General features: G+C 69.2%; 15 protein-coding genes and 1 tRNA gene. 8 read left to right on the forward strand and 8 right to left on the reverse strand.

Annotated features, from left to right (window positions below; all coding sequences use genetic code 11):
* Window positions 1–80 precede the first annotated feature (80 nt).
* From AB0B72_RS20030 to AB0B72_RS20040, 3 genes are read left to right on the forward strand one after another with little or no spacing between them, the layout of a single operon-like run.
* The gene (locus tag AB0B72_RS20030; RefSeq protein WP_367740340.1) at window positions 81–1,457 is read left to right on the forward strand and encodes a replication initiator; all 1,377 of its coding nucleotides are present in this window, start codon (window positions 81–83) and stop codon (window positions 1,455–1,457) included.
* Complete coding sequence (locus tag AB0B72_RS20035) at window positions 1,457–1,648, forward strand: helix-turn-helix transcriptional regulator (RefSeq protein WP_367740341.1); 192 nt, start codon at window positions 1,457–1,459, stop codon at window positions 1,646–1,648. Before AB0B72_RS20030 ends, AB0B72_RS20035 begins: the two co-directional genes overlap by 1 nt.
* Window positions 1,645–3,015: a tyrosine-type recombinase/integrase gene (locus AB0B72_RS20040; protein WP_367740342.1), complete on the forward strand. Its 1,371-nt coding sequence runs from the start codon at window positions 1,645–1,647 to the stop codon at window positions 3,013–3,015. The genes AB0B72_RS20035 and AB0B72_RS20040 overlap by 4 nt, the downstream gene beginning before the upstream one ends.
* Window positions 3,016–3,219: 204 nt before the next feature.
* Here the strand turns inward: AB0B72_RS20040 and AB0B72_RS20045 are convergent, their stop codons facing one another.
* The 3 genes from AB0B72_RS20045 to AB0B72_RS20055 form a co-directional block, all read right to left on the reverse strand.
* Complete coding sequence (locus AB0B72_RS20045) at window positions 3,220–3,984, reverse strand: DUF3800 domain-containing protein (RefSeq protein WP_367740343.1); 765 nt, start codon at window positions 3,982–3,984, stop codon at window positions 3,220–3,222.
* Window positions 3,985–4,362: 378 nt separating this feature from the next.
* Window positions 4,363–4,451: transfer RNA gene (locus tag AB0B72_RS20050), tRNA-Ser, on the reverse strand.
* Between the two features lie 76 nt (window positions 4,452–4,527).
* Window positions 4,528–6,984 carry an AAA family ATPase gene (locus tag AB0B72_RS20055; RefSeq protein ID WP_367740344.1) on the reverse strand — a complete coding sequence of 819 codons (2,457 nt, stop codon included), beginning with the start codon at window positions 6,982–6,984 and terminating at the stop codon, window positions 4,528–4,530.
* A gap of 186 nt (window positions 6,985–7,170) precedes the next feature.
* On the opposite strand from AB0B72_RS20055, the gene AB0B72_RS20060 reads away from it, so the two are divergent.
* Both AB0B72_RS20060 and AB0B72_RS20065 read left to right on the forward strand, forming a co-directional pair.
* Entirely contained in the window at window positions 7,171–8,133 is a 963-nt protein-coding gene (locus tag AB0B72_RS20060; protein WP_367740345.1) for an NAD(P)H-quinone oxidoreductase, read from the forward strand.
* 64 nt (window positions 8,134–8,197) lie between these two features.
* Window positions 8,198–8,725: a bacterial proteasome activator family protein gene (locus tag AB0B72_RS20065; protein WP_367740346.1), complete on the forward strand. Its 528-nt coding sequence runs from the start codon at window positions 8,198–8,200 to the stop codon at window positions 8,723–8,725.
* A 48-nt stretch (window positions 8,726–8,773) separates the two neighbouring features.
* Here AB0B72_RS20065 and AB0B72_RS20070 read toward each other — a convergent pair whose 3' ends face one another.
* Window positions 8,774–9,568, reverse strand: coding sequence for an HAD family hydrolase (locus AB0B72_RS20070; protein WP_367740347.1), 795 nt, complete (start codon window positions 9,566–9,568; stop codon window positions 8,774–8,776).
* 272 nt (window positions 9,569–9,840) lie between these two features.
* On the opposite strand from AB0B72_RS20070, the gene AB0B72_RS20075 reads away from it, so the two are divergent.
* Both AB0B72_RS20075 and AB0B72_RS20080 read left to right on the forward strand, forming a co-directional pair.
* Complete coding sequence (locus AB0B72_RS20075; RefSeq protein WP_030511000.1) at window positions 9,841–10,044, forward strand: cold-shock protein; 204 nt, start codon at window positions 9,841–9,843, stop codon at window positions 10,042–10,044.
* A 461-nt stretch (window positions 10,045–10,505) separates the two neighbouring features.
* Window positions 10,506–11,366 (forward strand): SAM-dependent methyltransferase, encoded by an 861-nt coding sequence (locus tag AB0B72_RS20080; RefSeq protein WP_367740348.1) that lies wholly within the window; start codon window positions 10,506–10,508, stop codon window positions 11,364–11,366.
* Between the two features lie 32 nt (window positions 11,367–11,398).
* Here the strand turns inward: AB0B72_RS20080 and AB0B72_RS20085 are convergent, their stop codons facing one another.
* Complete coding sequence (locus tag AB0B72_RS20085) at window positions 11,399–11,950, reverse strand: TetR/AcrR family transcriptional regulator (protein WP_367740349.1); 552 nt, start codon at window positions 11,948–11,950, stop codon at window positions 11,399–11,401.
* Window positions 11,951–12,040: 90 nt separating this feature from the next.
* Here AB0B72_RS20085 and AB0B72_RS20090 point away from each other — a divergent pair, with 90 nt between their 5' ends.
* Window positions 12,041–12,478 (forward strand): nuclear transport factor 2 family protein, encoded by a 438-nt coding sequence (locus tag AB0B72_RS20090; protein ID WP_367740350.1) that lies wholly within the window; start codon window positions 12,041–12,043, stop codon window positions 12,476–12,478.
* A 93-nt stretch (window positions 12,479–12,571) separates the two neighbouring features.
* On the opposite strand, the gene serS is transcribed toward AB0B72_RS20090, so the two are convergent.
* The 3 genes from serS to AB0B72_RS20105 all read right to left on the reverse strand — a co-directional run bounded on the left by serS (window position 12,572) and on the right by AB0B72_RS20105 (window position 15,490).
* A complete protein-coding gene (gene serS, locus AB0B72_RS20095) occupies window positions 12,572–13,837 on the reverse strand; it encodes a serine--tRNA ligase (protein WP_367740351.1) in 1,266 nt (421 codons plus the stop codon).
* Between the two features lie 38 nt (window positions 13,838–13,875).
* Window positions 13,876–14,796, reverse strand: a complete 921-nt coding sequence (pheA, locus tag AB0B72_RS20100; protein WP_367740352.1) for a prephenate dehydratase — start codon at window positions 14,794–14,796, stop codon at window positions 13,876–13,878.
* A 274-nt stretch (window positions 14,797–15,070) separates the two neighbouring features.
* Window positions 15,071–15,490, reverse strand: a complete 420-nt coding sequence (locus AB0B72_RS20105) for a DUF4446 family protein (RefSeq protein WP_367740353.1) — start codon at window positions 15,488–15,490, stop codon at window positions 15,071–15,073.
* Window positions 15,491–15,545 lie beyond the last annotated feature (55 nt).

Genomic DNA, 15,545 nt, shown 5'->3' on the forward strand with positions numbered 1-15,545 from the left:
CCTGGCCGTACATCCGCCAAGACACACGCCAGGTCGGGGGCCATCCCCTCACCCGAACCGAGTGAAAGGAGGACACCATCTTGCCCGCATCCACCATCAACGCGCACGCGATCCGCGGCGCCATCACCCGACTGAACGACCCCAACTGCTCCCGCTGGGCATCCCAGATCCGCCGAACCGGAGGCTGCCGCCAACCGATCCACCTACGCGGCAAGGTCGAACACTGGGACACCGCCACCGGCACCCTGCTCCACCGCTACAGCACCCGCCTCGAACCCGACGGCGTCCTCCGCGTCCCGTGCAAGACCCGTCGCGCCTCCCGCTGCCCGTCCTGCGCCGACACCTACCGCGCCGACACCTACCACCTCATCCGCGCCGGCCTCGTCGGCGGCAAAGGCGTCCCGGACACGGTGACCGCGCACCCGTGCCTGTTCGCCACCCTCACTGCGCCGTCCTTCGGGGTTGTCCACGCGCGTCGGGAACGCAACAGGCGCGTGCTGCCCTGCCACCCACGCCGCGACGCTGAGACCTGCCCGCACGGGCGGGTCATGTCCTGCACCACGCGGCACAGGACCGAGGATGACTGCCTCGGCGAACCGCTGTGCCCGGACTGCTACGACTACACGGGCTCGGTGCTGTTCAACGCGGTCGCGCCGCTGCTGTGGAAGCGCCTCGCCGACGCCCTGCGCCGCCACCTGGCCAAACTCGGCGGCCTGACCCTGCGCGACATGCGAAAGCAACTCGTCGTGTCCTTCGCCAAGGTCGCCGAATACCAACGGCGCGGCGTCGTCCACTTCCACGCCGTCATCCGCCTCGACGGCCCGGCCGGACCTATCTCCCGGCCCCCGGCCTGGGCCACCCTCGACCTACTCGGCCAGGCCGTGCAGCACGCCGCCTCCGTGGTCACCGCCAAGGTGCCCGCGTACGACGACCAACCGGAACGGGTCCTGCGCTGGGGCACTCAACTCGACGCCCGCCCGATCACCTTGGACGGCGAGCTGACCGACCAGGCCGTAGCCGGGTACGTGGCCAAGTACGCCACCAAGGCGGCCGAATGCGTCGGCACCGTTGACCGGCGCATCGTCCCCGGCGAGGACCTGACCGCCCTGCCCGTCCGCGACCACGCCCGCCGACTCATCGCCGAATGCCTCCGCCTCGGGGCCCTCGACACGCTGGCCGACCTCCGGCTGACCCAGTGGGCGCACATGCTCGGCTTCCGCGGCCACTTCTCCACCCGGTCCCGCCGCTACTCCACCACCCTCGGCGACATCCGCGCCGACCGGCAGAACCACGCCAGAGGCGAGGAGATCACCACGGGGCGCCTGCCCCTCCTCGACGAGGACACCGTCCTCGTCATCAGCGAATGGGAGTACGCCGGAAAGGGCTACTCCCCGGGTGACGCCCTCGTGGCCGCTCTCACCGCCTCCTCGTCAACCGGCGTCGGAGGGAGCGGCTGATGGCGCGGAACGACCAGCTCCTCACCGTTCCTGAGGTGCTCACTGAACTCGGCGGAGTGTCTCGCCGCACCTTCTACCGCTGGCGTGAGCTCGGCCACGCGCCCAAGTGTGTCAAGCTCCCGAACGGCGAACTCCGCATCTGGCGGAGCGATCTCGCAGCCTGGCTGGAATCCCTCCGGGAGGCTGCGTGAACACCTCCTATGACGTGAAGCTCTGGGACATCCGGCCGAACCGGACCAGCAAAGCGCCCTCCTACATCGTGCGTTGGAAGGTAGGCCTGAAGGAGAAGTCCAAGGCCTTTCGGACCAAGGCCCTGGCCGAAAGCTTCCTGTCTGACCTCCGCCAAGCGTCTAAGCGTGGTGAGACTTTCGATCTGGAAACGGGGCTTCCCGTCTCCTTGGTGAAGGTCAAGCAGGCCGTCACCTGGTTCGCCTTCGTCCTGGCCTACATCGAGATGAAGTGGCCGCACGCTGCGGCGAAAACCCGGGACAGCCTGACTGACGCTCTCGCGACGGTGACGCCCGCCCTCGTCGACGAGGACGCTCCCGGCAGACCGGATCTGATGGTCCTGAGAGAAGCGCTGCGCCAATACGTTCTTCCTCCAGCATCTCGGCAACTGGAGCGACCAGCAGGCATTACGGCGGCCGTCACATGGCTCGAACGTCACTCGCTCGCCGTTGCCGACCTGGCGAAGGTTCGAAACGTGCGGCTCGGCCTCGATGCCCTGACGCTTCGGCTAGATGGCGGGGCAGCTGCGGCTACCACGATCGCGCGTAAGCGCTCGGTCTTCTACAACGTCCTCCAATACGCCGTGGACCTGGAAGAGCTGCCCTCGAACCCCATCGACAAGGTGAAGGCGTGGAAGCCCCCGAAAGTCCGTGAGGTGGTGGATCGGCGGGTAGTGGTCAACCCCGCCCAAGCTCGGGAGCTGCTCGCCGCAGTGACCTACGCGGGCCGCCTCGACCGTGGCCGACACCTCCGGGCCTTCTTCGCCGGCCTCTACTTCGCCGGCCTTCGACCCGCTGAGGCACTTGGCCTCCGCGCGCAGGACTGCCACCTCCCGGAATCTGGGTGGGGACGCCTGGTCCTGGCGAAGTCCAAGCCTCAGGCCAACAAGCGATGGACCGACAGTGGTGAGGCGCACGACGATCGCGGCTTGAAGCACCGTGCACAGGATGAAGGGCGTCCCGTCCCGATCCCGCCGGAGTTGGTGGTCATCCTCCGCGAGCACATCGCAGAGTTCGGGGTCCACGATGACGGGCGCCTGTTCCGAACGACCCGGGGCGGTGTGATCTCCATAGGGACATACTGCGAAGCGTGGCACAAGGCGCGGACGTTGGCACTTACGCCGGAACAGGTCGTGTCCCCACTGGCGGCCCGGCCGTATGACCTCCGACACGCCGCCGTATCGCTGTGGCTCAACGCCGGAGTAGCCGCTCCTGAGGTCGCCGAACGCGCCGGGCATGGCGTCGATGTGCTGCTCAGGGTCTACGCCAAGTGCATCGATGGTGGTGCTGAGGCGGCCAATCGCCGCGTCGAGGAAGCTCTGAATAGCTAGGAGAGCCACGCTAGCCAGAGCTATCTAGGTAGCTATCGAGTCACAAGTACTAGCTGCGCCGTAGGCAGGATCCGCAGCAACGACTAGACTGAGGTCAGAGCAAGGACCGCCCAAGCGGTCGCGGGGAGAACGCTTGGTCTGCTGCCAGACCCTTCCGGAAGGCCGGTTGAAGCACCCCGGACCCCTTGGGGGTCCTTTCTCCGTCTACAGGCCATTCTGCGGCCACCAAGGCATGCCCGTTATGGTCGCGTCATTACCGAGCAGTTTGAATCCAAACTTCCAGCTTTTCCCTGCGGCATCTCTCCGGATCTGGTGACGAATGGCCAGCAGATGGCTGGGCTCGTATCCCCCGAACTGGTCTGTACGGATAGCTGCATTTAGCATTCCTGCGTACTGGTCAGCGGCTTGAAGCCCGTCCCACTTTGCCTGGTCGTCAAATTTCACGGTTCCTCGAAGCCGGTTCCAGGGGACCCAGTCCGGCGAGGATTGCCGTTTAATTTCGAAGTAGTCACAGGTGGTGCGGTGATCGAATCCCCGGACATGACCGAACCTCACAACCACGTCTCGGCTGGCCCCTGGCCATCCTTTCGTTGCCAGCAAAATGCGTTCCATCATAATGCCAGCCGCAAAGTTGTAGAAGATCGCCTGGTCATGTCGCATTCCCGCCTGGGCAGGTATAGCGGCCTTCTCTACCAGTACATAAATAACTTGAAGCACGGAAAGCGCCCCAAGTGTCGTCGCTACATGCTGTCGGCGCGGATAGACCTTGACATGATCCTTCCAGTGCAGCGCCTTACCCGGGGGAGTCCTGAGATCCCTTCGCAGCTGAGACATCGCCGCCCTAAGGCTAGGCTCATCCTCATCTGCAACCAATACTGCAGCAAAAGCAAAGAAAGGGGACGACGCAGCAGAGACACCGCGATCACCCGTCTCATCGATGTACGCCCGGATAAGCTGGCGAGTGGGCACGTTCGCCTCCGCCGGTCTGGTTTACGTCAGTAGATCTAACTTTACCTCAGTAGCGGCGTCTCGACCACAACATGTAGGCGTAGAACTTAGATTAGACACTAGATGTTGTGGCTCGATCGAACCGATGCGCCTTTGCCGGCTCGGGCTGTGCGTCGGATGCACAAGAACCTACCGCCACCGAGGCAGAAGGCCTATCAGGCCAGCACGCGATCGATCAGAGCGCAGACCCGAGCAGAGCCTTCAAGATCATCCCGTGGATATAACGTGAACAGCGGCCGAGGACTGCTCCCGGTGACCTACAGCTGCATATGGGTAAAACGATCAACGGTGTCCGACCGAAGCGAAACCGCTGGTCAGACGCCGTTTCACGAGGTCGAGCGGAGAGCGTGGGATTCGAACCCACGAGACCGGTCACCCGGCCTAGCGGTTTTCAAGACCGCCGCCATCGTCCACTAGGCGAGCTCTCCTCAGCAGGCGTCCCCGAGGGGACGCCACGCTGCAGCTTAGTCTCTCACCGCCCCGCCGGTGCGCGGGACGGTGAGCCTACAAGTGATCGGGAATCTCGGAGAATCTCCGCTCGGCAAGGCCCTGCGGCCCGGCGAAGCCGTCGCCGACCGAGGCGGCGAGGCGCAGGTACGCCTCCCGGGTCGGCTCCTGGAGCCGGTCGAGGTCGATCTCCGCGCCCTCCTCAAGATGCGGGTCGTACGGCACGCGCACGACGGCCCGGCAGCGGGCGGCGAAGTGCGACTCCAGCTTGTCGAGATCGACCGTCGATTTGGAGCGCGGCCGCACGCTGCACAGCACCACGGTGGCGGCCCGCACCAGGTCGCCGTAGTGATGTGCCTCCAGCCAGTCGAGTGTCGCCGAGGCGGCGCGGGCGCCGTCCACGGAGGGCGAGCTGACCAGCACGATCTGGTCGGCCAGCCCGAGCACTCCGGACATGGCCGAGTGCAGCAGGCCCGTCCCGCAGTCGGTGATGCAGATGGAGTAGAAGTTCTCCAGCACCTGCGACACCGCGTGGTAGTCCTTGGCGCTGAACGCCTCCGACACCGACGGGTCGCGGTCCGACGCAAGGATCTCCAGCCGCGACGGCGCCTGCGACGTGAACGCTCTTATGTCCACGTACCGCTTGATCTGCCCACGCTCGTTCAGCAGGTCGCGCACGGTCGCCGACGTCTCCAGCTCCACCTTGTCGGAGAGCGTCCCGCGGTCGGGGTTGGCGTCGACGGCGATCACGCGGTCGCCGCGCACCTGCGCCAGCGTCGCGCCCAGGCCCACGGTCGTGGTGGTCTTGCCGACGCCGCCCTTGAGGCTGAGCACGGCGACCCTGTGGTGCCCGGTCGCCACCGGCGTGCGGGCGCGGTTGACCAGCTCCCTGCGCCGCCGCACCTCCGGGGGCTCGCCCGGCTTGATCAGCCCGGCCGACGCCTTGTAGATCAGGCGCCGCCACCCGGCCGCCGGAGCGTTCCGGCGGCCCTTGAGCAGGGTGATCGGGTCGAGGCTGTCGGCGTTCGGCTTGCTTCCCGTCGTCCGCGCCGGCGCGCCGAACGCCGCGGCGGGCGGAGGCTGCCTGCGTCGCGGCTGGTACGGCTCGCGCTCCGCGCCGACCGCCCGGATCGGACCCGTTCCCCCGTCGGATGCGGCCGCCCGATCAGACACGGCCCCCCGGTCAGACACGGCCCCCCGGTCAGACACGGACGCGCGATTGGACACGGCCTCTCGCTCAGACGCGGCCGCCCGGTCGGCGCCGCCCCCCAGCTCGGGACCGTTCCCCCGGCCCGCACCGGCCCCCAGATCCACGCCGGTTCCCCGGTCCATGCCGGTCCCGCGGTCCAGGCCGGTTCCCCGGTCCCATTCGTCCCCGCTTCCACCGTCCCGGGCGTACGGCTCGCGCTCGGTCACGCGGTCACGCTCGAACGGCTCGCGTTCGGTCACGGGGTCACGCTCGTACGGCTTGCGCTCTTCGCCGGCCAGGTCCTCCCGCAGTGAGCCGGTGAACCGGTCGTCCGCGAAGTCCGGGGACGGCTCGCTGCGCGTCACCGGCGCGAACGGCGACTTGGCCTCCACGGGGGCGAAGGGCTCGTCCTCAGGCTCAGCGGGCCGCGCCGCCGGAACGGCGGGGAACGCGCCCGAGGAATGAACGGAGGTCTCGGCGTGGTCGGCCTCCCGGTCCACCAGCTCTCCGATGGCCACGACGTCCAGCTCCGGAGTCGCCTCCGGCACCACGGACGTGTCCGGCTGGAGCGCCTGCTCGACCGGTACGGCCGGCTCAAGCCAGCCCCGCAGCGGCTCACCCGGCTCGATGGCCTGCGTGTCACCGAAGGCGCCGATCTTGTACGAGTCGGTGTCGGCGGGGGACTCCGCGAAAGCGCCCACGCCGAACTCGGAGTCGCCGTACAAAGGAGCCGAGAAGGGCTGGCTCCCCAGCGCGCCGGGCGGCGAGGTGGGGTAGTCGTCCTCCCCCGGCCCCTTCCGGTCACCGGCCGTCCGTTCGGGCGCCTGTGGACCAGCGACGGGCCCAGCGACGGGCCCAGTGGCGGTGTCGCGTCCGAGCGCCGTCTCCGAGTCGGAGGAGGAACGTTCCGCCTGTGAGCCGTAGCCCGAGCGGCCGCTTGAGGCGCCGTACGGGGACTCCTGGCCGAACCCGGTCTCGTTCTCCGAGCCGAAAAGCGGTGGGCGAATCTGCCCGAAATCGGACTCGCCACCGGAAACAGATCCAAATCCGGCCAGCGGCTCCGCAGCCGATCCGGAGCCCGGCGCCTGGCCGTACGCCCCGGAGTCGTCACTGTCACGCTCGTCCACCGTCGGCGAGCCGTACACGGAGTCGACGGCGTTGCGGAACAACGCGCCGGACGTGGGCTCGGACGGGACGAGGCGCCAGGGGTCCTGCGGATACGGCGACGCGGCCTCCGGCTCCGCGGGTGGCGCGGGAGGAGGTGGAGGGGACGACAGAGTCGCGGAGGTCACGGCGCTGACCGCGATCTCCACCTCGTCCGGCATCTCCTTGATCGCGTCAAGCCATGCGAGCTGGTCCTCGAGAGAATGGGGATCCTCACGATCATGTCTCGCCACCGTGTACCCCCTCGGGATGGGCTAATGGGGTAGCAAACACATTGCAGATTAGCGCCACGTAATACGGTGAATCCGGGCAACCGCCGAGTTCACCGCCACGCTACTTTAGGTCACATGCGTGCGATCGTGATTACCCAGCCTGGTGAGGCCGACGTTTTGGCCTGGCGGGAAGTGCCCGATCCGCGTCCCGCCCGAGGTGAGGTGGTCATCGACGTGGCGGCCTCGGCGGTCAACCGGGCCGACATCCTGCAGCGCCGCGGGTTCTACCCTCCGCCGAGGGGCGCCTCCGAAATTCTGGGCCTGGAGTGCGCGGGCGTGATCGCGGAGATCGGCGAGAACGTGGAGGGGCTCGCGGTCGGCGACCGGGTCTGCGCCCTGCTCGCCGGAGGCGGGTACGCGGAGCGGGTGGCCGTCCCCTGGGAGCAGGTCATGCCCGTCCCTGACGGTCTGTCGCTGCGCGAGGCCGCCGGCCTGCCGGAAGTCGCCTGCACGGTCTGGGCGAACGTCTTCATGGCCGCCCGGCTGCGCAGGGGCGAGACCCTGCTCGTCCACGGCGGCGCGAGCGGCATCGGCACGATGGCCGTACAGCTCGCCAAGGCGTACGGCGCCCGCGTGCTGGTGACGGCGGGGTCGGCCGCGAAAATCCAGCGGTGCCTCGACCTGGGCGCCGACGAGGCCGTGAACTACCGCGAGGAGGATTTCGCTGAAAGGTTCAACGGCAGAGCCGACGTGATCCTCGACATCATGGGCGCCAAGTACCTCCCCGGGAACCTCGCCGCTCTCGCCACCGGTGGCCGGCTGGTCGTCATCGGGATGCAGGGCGGCACGACCGGCGAGATCGACCTCGGCACGCTGCTGGCCAAGCGGGCCTCGATCACGGCGGCCGGGCTGCGCAACCGGCCGGTGGACGAGAAGGGCGCCATCTGCAGGGGCGTGGCTGGCGACGTCTGGCCGCTGGTGGCCGCCGGGGCGATCCGCCCGGTGGTGCACGCGGAGATCCCGATGGAGGACGCGGCCCGGGCCCACCGCATGCTCGAAGAGGGCGAACACATCGGAAAGATCCTGTTGGTGCGGTGAGCTAGGTTGGTTCGAGTGAGCAGGGAGCGAGCCAGCCGACTCAACCAGGAGTGGTAAGCGATCGATGAACGCAGACGAGAGCACCCCGCAGATCGTCGTCGTGGGGCCGCAGGGCCTCTCGGCCCCCGGCGACGACGGTAAGGCGGACGAGCGCGAGGAGCGATCCGTCGCCGACCTCGTCGAGCAGCCGGCCAAGGTCATGCGGATCGGCAGCATGATCCGCCAGCTCCTGGAAGAGGTGCGCGCGGCCCCCCTCGACGACGCCAGCCGCAAGCGCCTCAAGGAGATCCATCAGAGCTCCGTCAAGGAGCTGGAGGAGGGCCTGGCGCCCGAGCTGGTGGCGGAGCTGGACCGGTTGTCGCTGCCGTTCACCGACGACAGCGACGAGCCGCCGAGCGACGCCGAGCTGCGGGTCGCGCACGCCCAGCTGGTCGGCTGGCTGGAAGGCCTGTTCCACGGCATCCAGACCACGCTGTTCGCCCAGCAGATGGCCGCGCGCGCCCAGCTGGAGCAGATGCGCCGCGCCCTGCCGGGCGGCATGCCCCAGGTGCCGGACGAGAGCCACCGCGGCGCCGGCGGCCCCTACCTCTGATCGAGGACGTCCTCCCGCCTCTGAGCCCCTCGTGACCGCGCGAAGGGCTCAGAACAGGCCCTCCAGCACCATGGCCACCCCGTCGTCGTCGTTGGCCGCCGTCACGTGATCGACGGTGGCCAGCACTTCGGGGTGGGCGTTCGCCACGGCGTACGACGTGCCGACCCAGGCGAGCATCGCCAGGTCGTTCGGCATGTCGCCGAAGGCCACCACCTCGACGGGCTTGATCCCCCGCTCCTCGGCCAGCGTGGCGAGGGCCGTGGCCTTGGTCACGCCGTACGCGCTCATCTCGATCAGAGCCCGTCCGCTCGAATGCGTGGGGGTCACCAGGTGGCCGACGACCTCGCTGACCCGCAGGTGCAGTTCGTCAGGGTCCATCGACGGGTGCTGGGCGAGCAGCTTGGCGCACGGCCGCGATGTCAGCGTGGCCGCCTCGACCTTCCGGTCCTCGCCCTCCCGGGAGTCCCATCGGCCGACGGCGAAGTCGGACTCGCGGGCGAACCCGCCCTCGTACTCCACGGAGAACCGCAGGCCTGGCACGTGGTCACGCAGCCGCCCGACCGACTCCTCCAGGATGTCCGGGGCGATCAGGCGCGCCTCGACGATCTCCTCGCTGTGCAGGTCGTACACGAGCGCCCCGTTGGCGCAGATCGCGAGCCCCCGATGCCGTACGGCTCCCGCGACCGAGTGCATCCACCGGGGCGGCCGTCCGGTCACGAAGACGAGCGTGGCCCCGGCCTCCTCCACCCGCGCGAACGCCGCCGCCGTCCGCGGCGAGATCGTTCCGTCGGTGCGCAGCGCGGTGCCGTCGAGGTCCGTGGCGACGAGGCGGGGGCAAGTCATGACATGTCCAGTGTGCACCGTGCCCTGCGCTGACACATCCCCCGTCCTGCACTGACACATCCTCACGGCACATCCTGACGGCCGACGCGACGAAAACTTCGCCAGGACATGGAACACCAAGGGGCTACATAGTGTTAGATGTGAAGGCGTTGTATTAGCTGTTCCCGTAGCGAAAACCAGTTTGACTGTATGAGCCACCCGGGGAGCTGTGCGACACAACCGGGGTTCACGAGGTGTGGACCCCAAGATTCACTTCCTTAGGGAGAGCAGTAATGGCTCAGGGAACCGTCAAGTGGTTCAACGCTGAGAAGGGCTTCGGCTTCATCGCTCCGGACGGCGGCGAGCCCGACGTCTTCGTGCACTTCTCCGCCATCACGGGTAGCGGATACCGCAACCTGGAGGACGGCCAGCGGGTCGAGTTCGAGGTCATCGCGGGCCCGAAGGGCCCTCAGGCGTCCAACGTCCGGGGTATCTGACCTGACTTGACGAACAAGGGCGGGGCTCGCCTGGCGGGCCCCGCCTTTCGTCTGTTCCGACCCGACCGGTCCCCGCCTTCGTCCTGTTCCGGCCCGGCCACATCGTCGGCCACCGCCTTTCGCGTGTTCGAGCCCCCTGCCACATCGCGGGCCCTCCTTTCGTGTCTCCCGGGCCGAGCAGCCGCCTTTCGAGTCTCCCGGGCCGAGCAGCCGCCTTTCGAGTCTCCCCGGCCGAGCAGCCGCCTTTCATGCGCGTCCTCGCCACACCGCCGGGCTATCGCTTTCGTGTGCCGCCTCACCGCCGAGCTGCGCCTTTCTTTGTTCGCCGCCCGGCCGCACCGCTCAGCTCTCGCCTTTCACGTGTTCGCAGCTCGCCATGCCGTCAGCTTCCGCCTGCCCGCTTTCGCGTCGCTCGATGTAGGCTCTGGCCGAATGCGGTGATCACGAACGGGAGCGCGTGGTTGGCAGACGATCCCCCGGTCCCGGCCGGCGACGACCCCCCTCACGACGACGACACTCCGCCGGACGGGTGGCCCGCCCCGCCAGGCGTCGATCCCTCCATCCCCAGCTCCGCCCGCGTCTACGACTACGCCCTGGGCGGCCGGAACAACTACGCGATCGACCGTGAAACGGCCGAGAAGGTCTTCGCGGTCGCTCCTGAGATGCGGGCCATGGCCCGGCAGAACCGGAGCTTCCTCGGCCGGCTCGTCCGCTTCCTGAGCGCCGAGGCGGGCATCCGGCAGTTCCTCGACATCGGGTCGGGGCTGCCCACCCAGCGCAACGTCCACCAGGTGGCCCAGGAGATCGCACCCGGCAGCCGCGTGGTCTACGTGGACCACGACCCCGTCGTCCTCCGCTACGCCGAAGCGCTGCTCGCCACCAGCGACACCGTGACCGCCGTACAGGCCGACCTGCGGCGGCCCGAGGAGATCCTCGGGCACCCGGACGTGCGCGGGCTGATCGACTCCTCCCAGCCCGTGGCCGTGCTGCTGGTGGCGGTCCTGCACTTCGTCCCCGACGAAGACGACCCCCTGGCGGCCGTGGCCCGGCTGAAGGACGCGATGGCGCCCGGCAGTCACCTCGCCGTGTCGCACGTCACCAGCGAGCTGCGCCCGGTGGAGATCGGCAGGCTCGTCCAGCTCTCCGCGCGGGCGGGGGCGCCGTGGGTGGCGCGCGACCGCGCGCAGATCCAGCGCTTCCTCGACGGCCTGGAGATGGTGGATCCCGGCCTCGTCACCGCGCCGGAGTGGCGGCCCGAGGTCGCACGGAGCGTGGACCCGGAGAAGATGTGGGTCTACGCCGGCGTGGGCCGCAAACGGTGACAGGCCCGGCGGACAGGGCGTACGTCAGGAGTTCAGGGGCGTAGACCGTCGAGGAGCCGGGCGACGGCGCGGTGGCGAAGATCGGGCGTCCACCCGGCGGCCAGTGCGCCGTGGCAGGCGGCGGTGAGCAGCGCGACGACTTCATCGAGCCGCACCTCCGCGCGGACGACACCCGCCTCCCGAGCTCGCGTGAGCAGGGCGTCGAGAGCCTCGCCAAGGCCCGCGACCTGATGGTCGACGCCCACGTCCGTCCCACCGGCGGCCAGAAGATGGACCACTGTGCGGGCGCCGGCCGCGCGTTCGACGACTTCGGCGAAGAACGTGAAAAGCGCGGTGGGGCCGCCCTCGGCGGCAAGCGTCCCCGCCCGCACGGCCAGACCGCCCTGGAGGTCCTTCATGATCGCGGTGAGCAGGTCGGCCTTGGTGGGGAAGTGCCGGAAAACGGTGCCGATGGCGACGCCCGCACGACGCGCGACCTCCTCGGTCGACGCGGACGTGCCGTGTTCGTCGAAGACCTCGACGGCGGCGGCCAGGATGCGGGCCCGGTTGCGGCGGGCATCGGCGCGAAGGGTCGGCTCAGGCACGGTGATCTCCGGACATTGACAACATGAGTGACGACTCATAATTTGGGGTCGACCAGGATCATGAGTCGCAACTCATGTTAGGAGTTCACAGTGACTGAAGTCGACCAAGGGCCCTTGGCAGGGCCACGCGAGGCGTTCGAACGCTTCCGAGACCACCTGCTGGCGGGGACATGGGCCGGGCCGCTCGAGACGATGCTCGCCGACGACGGCGTGGTAGAGACCCCGTTCGCCCCTCCCGGTGCGCCGCGGCGGATCCAGGGACGGGAGGCGTTCGCCGCGTGGGCCGTCCCGCAGCGGGAGGCGCTTGGCGGGCGCATCCGCTTCACAGCCGTGCGCGACGTGGTCGTCCACCAGACGGCCGACCCGCAGGTCGCCGTCATCGAGTACGAGGTGGAAGGGGTCCGCGAGGCCGACGGCATGCGTGCCGCGGCCCCGTTCGCGGTGGTGGTGCGGGTCCGGGACGGGCGGGTCGCCCTGTGGCGTGAGTACCAGAATCCGCTGGCGATGGCACTGCTCGCGACCGCGTGACCGATCCGTACGCGCCTTCGCGCACGCGTGTGCCGCGATCCCGGCGACCCGCCCCGCCGCCCCTACACCCGAAGCACCGCCTCTGACGAGGCCCTAACGGGAGACGGGCTCCAGCACGTCCAGCCCGACGTACGGCCGCAGAGCCTTGGGAACCACCACAGAGCCGTCGGCCTGCTGGTGGTTCTCCAGGATGGCCACGATCCACCGCGTCGTGGCGAGTGTGCCGTTCAGCGTCGCCACGTGGTGCGGCTTGCCGTCGGCGTCCCGGTAGCGGACGCGCAGCCGGCGCGCCTGGAAGTCGGTGCAGTTCGAGGTGGAGGTGAGCTCCCGGTAGCGGCCCTGGGTGGGAATCCACGCCTCGCAGTCGAACTTGCGGGCCGCCGAGGTGCCGAGGTCGCCGGCCGCGGTGTCGATGATCCGGTACGGCAGCTCGACCTTGTCGAGCATCTCCTTCTCCCAGGCGAGCAACCTGAGGTGCTCGTCGTGCGCGTCCTCCGGACGGCAGTACGAGAACATCTCGACCTTGTCGAACTGGTGCACCCGGATGATGCCCTTGGTGTCCTTGCCGTACGAGCCCGCCTCCCGGCGGAAGCACGACGACCACCCGGCGTACCGCAGGGGCAAGGAGCCCGCGTCGAGGATCTCGTCGGCGTGGTAGGCCGCGAGCGGCACCTCGGAGGTGCCGACGAGGTAGAGGTCGTCGTCCGGCAGGCGGTAGATCTCCTTGTCGTGGGCCACGTGGAAGCCCGTGCCCTGCATCGACTCGGGCTTGACCAGCACCGGGGTGATCATGGGGGTGAAGCCCGCCTCGACGGCCTGCTGGATCGCCATGTTCAGCAGCCCGAGCTGGAGCCGCGCGCCGACGCCCTTGAGGAAGAAGAACCGGGCGCCCGACACCTTCGCGCCACGCTCGATGTCGATCGCGTCGAGCAGCTCGCCCAGCTCGACGTGGTCGCGCGGCGTGAAGTCGAAGGACGGCCGGTCGCCGATCTCCTCGATCACGACGTAGTCGTCCTCGCCACCGGGGGGCGCGCCCTCCTCCACGAGGTTGGGCACCGACAGCAGCAGCTCGTCGAGCTCGCCGCCGAGCGTCGTCGCCTCGGCCTCGGCGGTCTTCACCTGCGCCGCCAGGTCCTTCGCCCGGTCGAGCAGCGCCTGCCGCTCGTCGCCTGAGGCCCGGGACACCGACTTGCCGATGCTCTTCTGCTCCGCGCGCAGCGACTCGAAGCCGTTGAGCGCGGCGCGGCGGCGCTCGTCGAGGGACAGCAGGGCGTCCACGACCGAGTCGTCCTCGCCGCGGGCGCGCTGCGACGTCCGGAGCCGGTCAGGGTCCTCACGAAGGGTTCGCAGGTCAATCACGGATCAAAGGCTACCGGAGCCGGTGCGGCCCCCGCCCGTCACACGCGACCGGCGCGGATCCGCTCCAGCCAGCCTGCAGCCTCGCTGAAGTCGGCGTCCGCCGTACCCTTCCTGACCTGCGTGGCGACCTTGTCGGCCCGGGGATAGCTGCCGAGGAAGCGCAGGTCGTCGCAGAGCCGGTGCAGGCCGGAGATCGCCTCGCCGACCCGGGCCTCGGCGATATGGCCTTCGCAGTCGAAGTGGAAGAAGTAACGGCCGATGCCGTCACCGGTGGGCCGCGACTCGATCCGGGTCAGGTTGACGCCGCGTACGGCGAACTCGCTCAGCATCTCCAGCAGGGCGCCGGGATGGTCGTCGCGGAGGAAGGCGACGAGCGAGGTGCGGTCGGCGCCGGTCGGCTCCGGCAACCGGCCCGGCAGGGTCACCCGGACGAAGCGGGTCACCGTGTCGGAGCGGTCGCCGATCCCGGAGGCGAACTCCTCCAGGCCGTAGTACCCGGCCGCGATGGCGGGGCTGATCGCCGCGTCGTACGGCGAACCGGGGGCGGCCACCTCCTGCGCCGCGGCGGCCGTGGACGGCCACGCGATCACGACGGCCCCGGGCAGCTCGCGCTCCAGGTAACCGCGGCACTGGGTGATCGCCGCCGGATGGGTGATGACCCGCTTGATCTGGCGCAACTCGGTGCCGGGCCGTACGAGCAGGGAGAACTCGACGGGCAGGAGCAGCTCACCGGTGATGACGAGCGGCGGGCCCCATGCGAACTGGTCGAGCGTCTGGGTGATCGCCCCCTCCACCGAGTTCTCCAGCGGGACGACCGCTCCGTCGGCCTCGCCCGCACGCGCGGCGTCCAGGGCGGCTGCGACGTTGCCGCAGGGCAGGCGCTCGGCGTCCGGCTCCAGCCCACGCAGGGCAGCCTCGCAGAACGTGCCCTGAGGCCCTAGATACGCCAGCTTCGACATGTCAACAAGGGTAACCCCGGACTCACGGCCGCCGTTCGACGTGCACAGGCACATGTGGACAACGGAAGCGAGGCGCGAGAAGGCAGGCACGCGGCGGATGGCGAGATTGGGGCCGCGCATGAGAAGACGCGCGGAAGGACCGGCGGCGCAGAAGCACCGGCGGCGCAGAAGGACCGGCGGCGCAGAAGCACCGGCGGCGCAGAAGGACCGGCGGCGCAGAAGGACCGGCGGCGCAGAAGGACCGGCGGCGCAGAAGGACCGGCGGCGCGGAAGCTCAGTGGCGGGCCCGGTGAGGCTCCACTTCGGGCCCGATGCCGAGCCGCGCCGCCCGCACCGCCTGCTCCTCCTCGGGCGCGAGCGGCTGCATGCCCTTGCCTCCCCGTACGGCACGCACGTAGGTGCGGGTCTCAGTGCGGCCGTTGATCGAGGTGAGCACGATGCCGTCGCCGAAGCCGTCGATGAGGGCCACGGAGAAGGACATGCGGCCGCTCATCTCCTCAAGCGCGTCGTACCGGTAGACCGCCACGTCACGGATGGCCTTGTTGTCCACCGAGCCGTCGGTGGCGCTTTTGCGCGCGAGCGCGTCGAGGCACTCTTCCACGGAGCCGCGCGCGGCGCGCAGGGTGAGGAGGCCGATCGTCACACCGGTCACTCCCGCGAAGACACCGGCAAGTAGCACAACGGTAACCAGCACGCCACCGAGAGTAATCATCCGGTCAAGCCGGCGCACCTCGAACACGCGAGCCGCC

The sequence above is a fragment of the Microbispora sp. NPDC049125 genome (assembly GCF_040802045.1).
GTDB lineage: Bacteria > Actinomycetota > Actinomycetes > Streptosporangiales > Streptosporangiaceae > Microbispora.

Bases quoted from the DNA above. Each gene is read 5' to 3' on its own strand.
- AB0B72_RS20035 (WP_367740341.1), top strand. From the start codon at position 1,457: ATGGCGCGGAACGACCAGCTCCTCACCGTTCCTGAGGTGCTCACTGAA.
- AB0B72_RS20055 (WP_367740344.1), bottom strand. From the start codon at position 6,984: ATGCCGGACGAGGTGGAGATCGCGGTCAGCGCCGTGACCTCCGCGACT.
- AB0B72_RS20060 (WP_367740345.1), top strand. From the start codon at position 7,171: ATGCGTGCGATCGTGATTACCCAGCCTGGTGAGGCCGACGTTTTGGCC.
- AB0B72_RS20065 (WP_367740346.1), top strand. From the start codon at position 8,198: ATGAACGCAGACGAGAGCACCCCGCAGATCGTCGTCGTGGGGCCGCAG.
- AB0B72_RS20070 (WP_367740347.1), bottom strand. From the start codon at position 9,568: ATGACTTGCCCCCGCCTCGTCGCCACGGACCTCGACGGCACCGCGCTG.
- AB0B72_RS20075 (WP_030511000.1), top strand. From the start codon at position 9,841: ATGGCTCAGGGAACCGTCAAGTGGTTCAACGCTGAGAAGGGCTTCGGC.
- pheA (WP_367740352.1), bottom strand. From the start codon at position 14,796: ATGTCGAAGCTGGCGTATCTAGGGCCTCAGGGCACGTTCTGCGAGGCT.